General features: G+C 53.1%; 2 protein-coding genes. Both read left to right on the top strand.

The annotated features are described in order from the left end of the window. The first annotated feature begins 38 nt into the window (after window positions 1-38). A complete protein-coding gene (locus ACZ9XP_RS17640) occupies window positions 39-2,471 on the top strand; it encodes a cadherin-like domain-containing protein (protein WP_465188928.1) in 2,433 nt (810 codons plus the stop codon). 266 nt (window positions 2,472-2,737) lie between these two features. Beyond that, the coding region (locus ACZ9XP_RS17635; protein ID WP_465188927.1) for a retention module-containing protein at window positions 2,738-5,259 on the top strand (2,522 nt) is incomplete at its 3' end.

Raw genomic sequence — 5,259 nt, 5'->3', positions numbered from 1 at the left:
CTGATGCGGCAGGCAACACCAGTGCAGCAACGGTGCCCGTGACGATAGATAACGTGGCGCCGCCAGCACCGACGGTAACTATCACCACCGATACCAATAATGACGGGCTGATTAGCGGCTCGGAAATTGGCACAGCCACCACGCTGGCAGTGCGTATTGCCCTGCCGACAGAAGCCAAAGCAGGCGATACACTGCAAATCAACACGGGTAGTGGAAGCCAGACCGTGGTGCTGACTGCGGCCAACATCACAGCCGGTGCGGTAACCACCACCGTGGCCAAACCTGCTGAGCAGGCTACTGCAACGGTCAGTGCTACGCTCACGGATGTCGCGGGCAACACCTCGCCTGCTTCATCAGACAGCGCCAAGATGAACGCATCGGCACCAGAGCTGACAGGTAAAGCCTACGATCCTGATAATGGGCCTATCCTTTTCCAAGCCAAAGATAGTACGCATGGTTTACAGCTATGGAGTACGGATTTGACCGCAAGCAATACCAAACAGCTATTGCAGATCGGTCCAGTCGCGAGTGATGCATTTGGGACCCCTGTCAATCGTGCAGAGTTTGTTGATATGGGTAACGGTAAAGCACTGTTCCAAGCGAATGATACAACTCATGGCATTGAACTATGGATAACCGATGGTACAGCGGCAGGTACCAAAATGGTCAAAGATATTAATCCTGAACCCTATATGCACTCTTATGCAGGGCGTGATTTAATTGTGCCACTTGGTAATGGTAAGTTCGTATTCTGTGCATATTCCACAAACTCGTTGAAACAGTTGTGGGTAACAGATGGTACAGAGGCTGGTACTAAAGTTATTGCTGGTATCAATAATGGGCAGTCTGTCTTTGAGGGTGGTACTTCGACATCAACTTGGCGTCTCGCTGATAATGGTTTTGCCCCTGGTGCTGATTTTACTAACATCGCACCTGGGAAAGTTATATTTAGTGCAATGAACGACACCAATGGCACAGAGATTTGGATTACGGATGGTACTGATGTAGGTACTTATATGCTGAAAGATATTGCATCTGGTGGTGCAAGCTCTACTGCAAACCACTTTACATTGCTAAACGATGGCAAAGTCTTATTTATCGCAACTAATGATTTGGGCAGAGAGCTATGGGTAACCGATGGTACTTCTGCTGGCACAGTTATGGTAAAAGATATTGCAGCTGGAGCTGGGGGTAGCACGCCGCTAGAATTTGTACCCATCGGAAAAGGCAGTGCACTATTCATGGCAAATGATGGAGTTTCTGGACGAGAACTCTGGATCACTGATGGCACCACGGCGGGTACTCAGCTTGTCAAAGATATTTATCTGGGGGCAAATGGATCACAAAATAGCGAATATAATGATTTGACTGCGATTGGTAATGGCAAGTATGTGTTTAGTGCCAATGATGGTGTGGCCGGAAATGAGATATGGGTTACTGATGGTACTGGCGCAGGCACTCGCTTACTGAAGGATATTTATTCGGGTTACTCTGGGTCTGATGTAACATATAATGTGAGTGGATTTGAAAATGCCAATCCTTATAGCATCACATCGATGGGCGGTAAGTATGCATTGTTTGCAGCTAATAATGGGAGTGTAGGTCAGGAACTTTGGATTACTGATGGCAACGAAGCATGGTTGGTGGCAGATATTAATCAGGCTGCATTGGGAGTTTCATCAACAATTAGCAGTATTTACGTGATTGATGGACATAAAGCAATTTTCACAGCAAGTAGCAATAGCAATACTGTGAATGCAGAGCCTTGGGTTTTTGATCTGGATGTATGGCTTGTTAAACACAATGCCGGTCAGGATACGAGTACCTCTGTCACTATGCTGAAAGACATTAATACCACAGCTGCACTAACGTCGTATGCGCAGAACTACTTCCAGCTAGGTGAGGCGCACGAAGATATGCCGTATATCATTAGCCAGACTCGTCTGCTCCAAGGTTGGACAAGTGGGACAGGCGGCACTTTGAACGTAGCAAACATTACAGCAGATCATGGCACGGTCACGCAGCAAGCCGATGGCAGCTATCTGATTACGCCAGAGGCGAACTACAACGGCGCGCTGAAATTAAGTTACGACGTGGTGTCTTCTACTGGGGCCAGTACACCTGCCACGATGAACTTCACTCTGGCCCCTGAGACCGACATCTTCCGCTACACGCTGGCAGATGTGGGTACCAGCAAGACGGTGATGAACTTTGACGCCGCATCACGCCAGCAGGGGGGGGATGTCTTGGACTTCCGTGATTTGCTGCAAGGCGAGCATAGCGGTTCATTGGAACAGTACCTGCACTTTAGCCATGACAGCACGGGTACCAATATTGCCGTGTCTAGCAAGGGTAATGGTGTGACGGACTTCAACCTCAAGCTGTCTGGTATCGACATCATCGGTGGCTTTACTTCGGACCAGCAGGTGATCCAGGACTTGTTGACCAAGAACAAGCTGATCACCGATTAAGTCAGACCGTGTTTTGCAGCAAGGCCCGCTTCGGCGGGCCTTTTCTTTTATGCGCAGTTAATTTTGCTGCGATGCGGTATCGATGACTGGTGGGAAATAGAGTGATGGGCTAGGTATTTTGTATTTTTTATCAATATCTTACAGTGATTTTGTGGTTTGTCATGGGTGAGATGCTGATGGGCTAGGTTTGCCCATCAGTACAATAGATTGCCTTCTATAAGACTCTCTATAATTTTCCCATCGCAAATAGTCTCTGGAGTTCGACCATGGCTGCCGCTGTCAATGTTGCTCAAGGTAAAGTTGTGTCTCTCACTGGCAAAGTTATTGCCATTGCAGCAGACGGTTCCCAGCGTGTTTTGAAGCTGGGCGACATTGTGGCCGCAGGGGAGCGCCTGGTTGTACCAGCAGATGGCGAGATCGAACTGCAGAGCAGCAATGGCCATACCGTCAAGATTGCCGAAGCACGCGATCTCACCATCACAGATGATGTATTTGGCCTGCAAACAGCCGACGCTACAGATGCGGCTATCGCCCCGTTGAACGCCGACGCACAACAGGTGTTGGCCGCATTGGAAAACGGGCAGGATCCACTGCAGGGCCTGGAAGATACCGCAGCCGGCCTGGCCGCAGGTGGTGGTGAAGATGGTGGTAACTCGTTTGTGGTGATTAGCCGTATCGCCGAAGCGATTGAGCCGCTGACACTGGATAACCAGATTGATCTCACCACGACCCAGACTACCCAGACTGCAGATACCACTACCGTTCTGGTGGACGACAGCACGACCGTTACCATTAACAATGTTGGTCCTAGCCGCGACAATACCCCCCTGCTCACGGGTACGGGCGAAGCGGGTGCAACGGTAGTTATCAGCAATGCGGCGGGGCAGGTGATTGCTACAACCGTGGTGGCCAGCAATGGCACCTGGTCGGTCGAGTCTACTGTGGCATTGCCGGATGGCAGCACCGGCTTGACTGCCGTCGCCACCGATACCAGCGGCAACACCGCTAGCAGCACCGCGACTGCAGTGATTGATACCACCACCACCGTTACCATCGAAAACGTAGGCCCCACACGTGATACCACGCCACTGCTCAGCGGCACTGGCGAAGCAGGTGCCACGATCGTAGTAAGCGATAAAGACGGTAATGTCATTGGCACCACTACTGTGGGTACCGATGGCCGCTGGTCGGTAGAGTCCAGCAGCCCGCTGCCTGAAGGTGGTAACAATCTGACGGTTACCGCGACCGACCCGCTGGGTAATACGGCAAGCAATACTGGCACCGCGCAAATCGACACCACCGCACCATTGGCACCGGTAGTGGTCATTACCGAAGACAGCAATAACGACGGCGTGATTGCCAATGGTGAGCTCTCGGGCAAGGTCGATGTCAGCATTACGCTGCCTGCAGGTACCAATGCGGGCGATGTGCTCACGATCAGTTCTGGCACCACCACCCAAACCATTACACTGACTGCCAGCGATATCAGCACCGGCACCGTTGCCATCACTCTGGACCCGCCAGCAGAAGGTAGCCAGCTGACTGTTACCGCCACCCTGACCGACCCGGCGGGTAATGTGTCCCCGGAAGGCAAGGACAGTGCACAAATCAACACGGCAGTCATTGACTACGTGGGCGCCAGCACCACCCCTGGCGAGAGCAGTGCAACAGAAGGCAACGACCTGACATTCGAGGTACGTCTTAGCACCAGTAGCACCATTGCTACTACCTTCGACTTCCTGCTGCAAGACGGTACCGCCACGTCCGACGACTATGGCACCGCCACTTTTAGCAACGGTGTGAGCTACGATGCCGCCACCGGCAAGATCACCGTACCGGCCGGTGTGACCAGCTTCACCGTCACCGTACCGACCAGCAACGACACCACTGACGAAGCCGACGAAACCGTCAAGCTCAGCATTGGCGGCAAAGACGCCACCGGAACCATCCTCGACAACGACAGCGCCCCGACCATCGAGCACATCGGCAAGCCGGACCCGGCATCGGTCAACCCGAACGATGTAACGGTAACCGAAGGCGACAGCCTGGCCTTCACCGTCAAACTGTCCAACGCGTCGTCTAGCGCCACCAGCTTCGACTTCCTGCTGCAAGACGGCACCGCCACGTCCGACGACTACGGCAGCGCCACCTTCAGCAACAACGTGACCTACGATGCAGCCACCGGCAAGATCACCGTACCAGCAGGTGTGACCAGCTTCACCGTTACCGTACCGACCAGCAACGACACCACCGACGAAGCCGACGAAACCGTCAAGCTCAGCATCGGCGGCAAAGACGCTACCGGTACCATCCTGGATAACGATCTGCCAGTGGTTGCCATTGAGCTTGATCGCAACATCACACCGGACGATGTCATCAACGCCACCGAAGCGGGTCAGCAGATTCCGGTCACCGGTAGCGTAGGTGGTGACGTGAAGGCCGGAGAAACCGTTACCCTCACCGTAAACGGCAAAACCTTCACTGGTCTGGTTCAGGCTGATAAGACTTTCAGCATTCTTGTCCCGGGTAGCGATCTGGTAGCCGATAACGATAAGACTATTGATGCCAGCGTAACGGTAACAGACCCATCCGGTAACAAAGTCACCGCTACCACCACCGAAGGCTACAGCGTCGACACCGTCGCCCCGGACAACCGTACCGCCAGCATCAGCGTCAACGACATCACCGCCGACAACGTGGTGAACGCCGCCGAAGCCGATGAAGACATCACCGTCAGCGGCACCGTCAGCGGCGAGTTCAAAGCCGGCGACGTGGTGACCCTGACCGT

The sequence above is a fragment of the Vogesella perlucida genome (assembly GCF_979366545.1).
The sequence above is the reverse complement of the archived record's forward strand: the minus strand, read 5'-3'. Positions and strand labels throughout refer to the sequence as shown.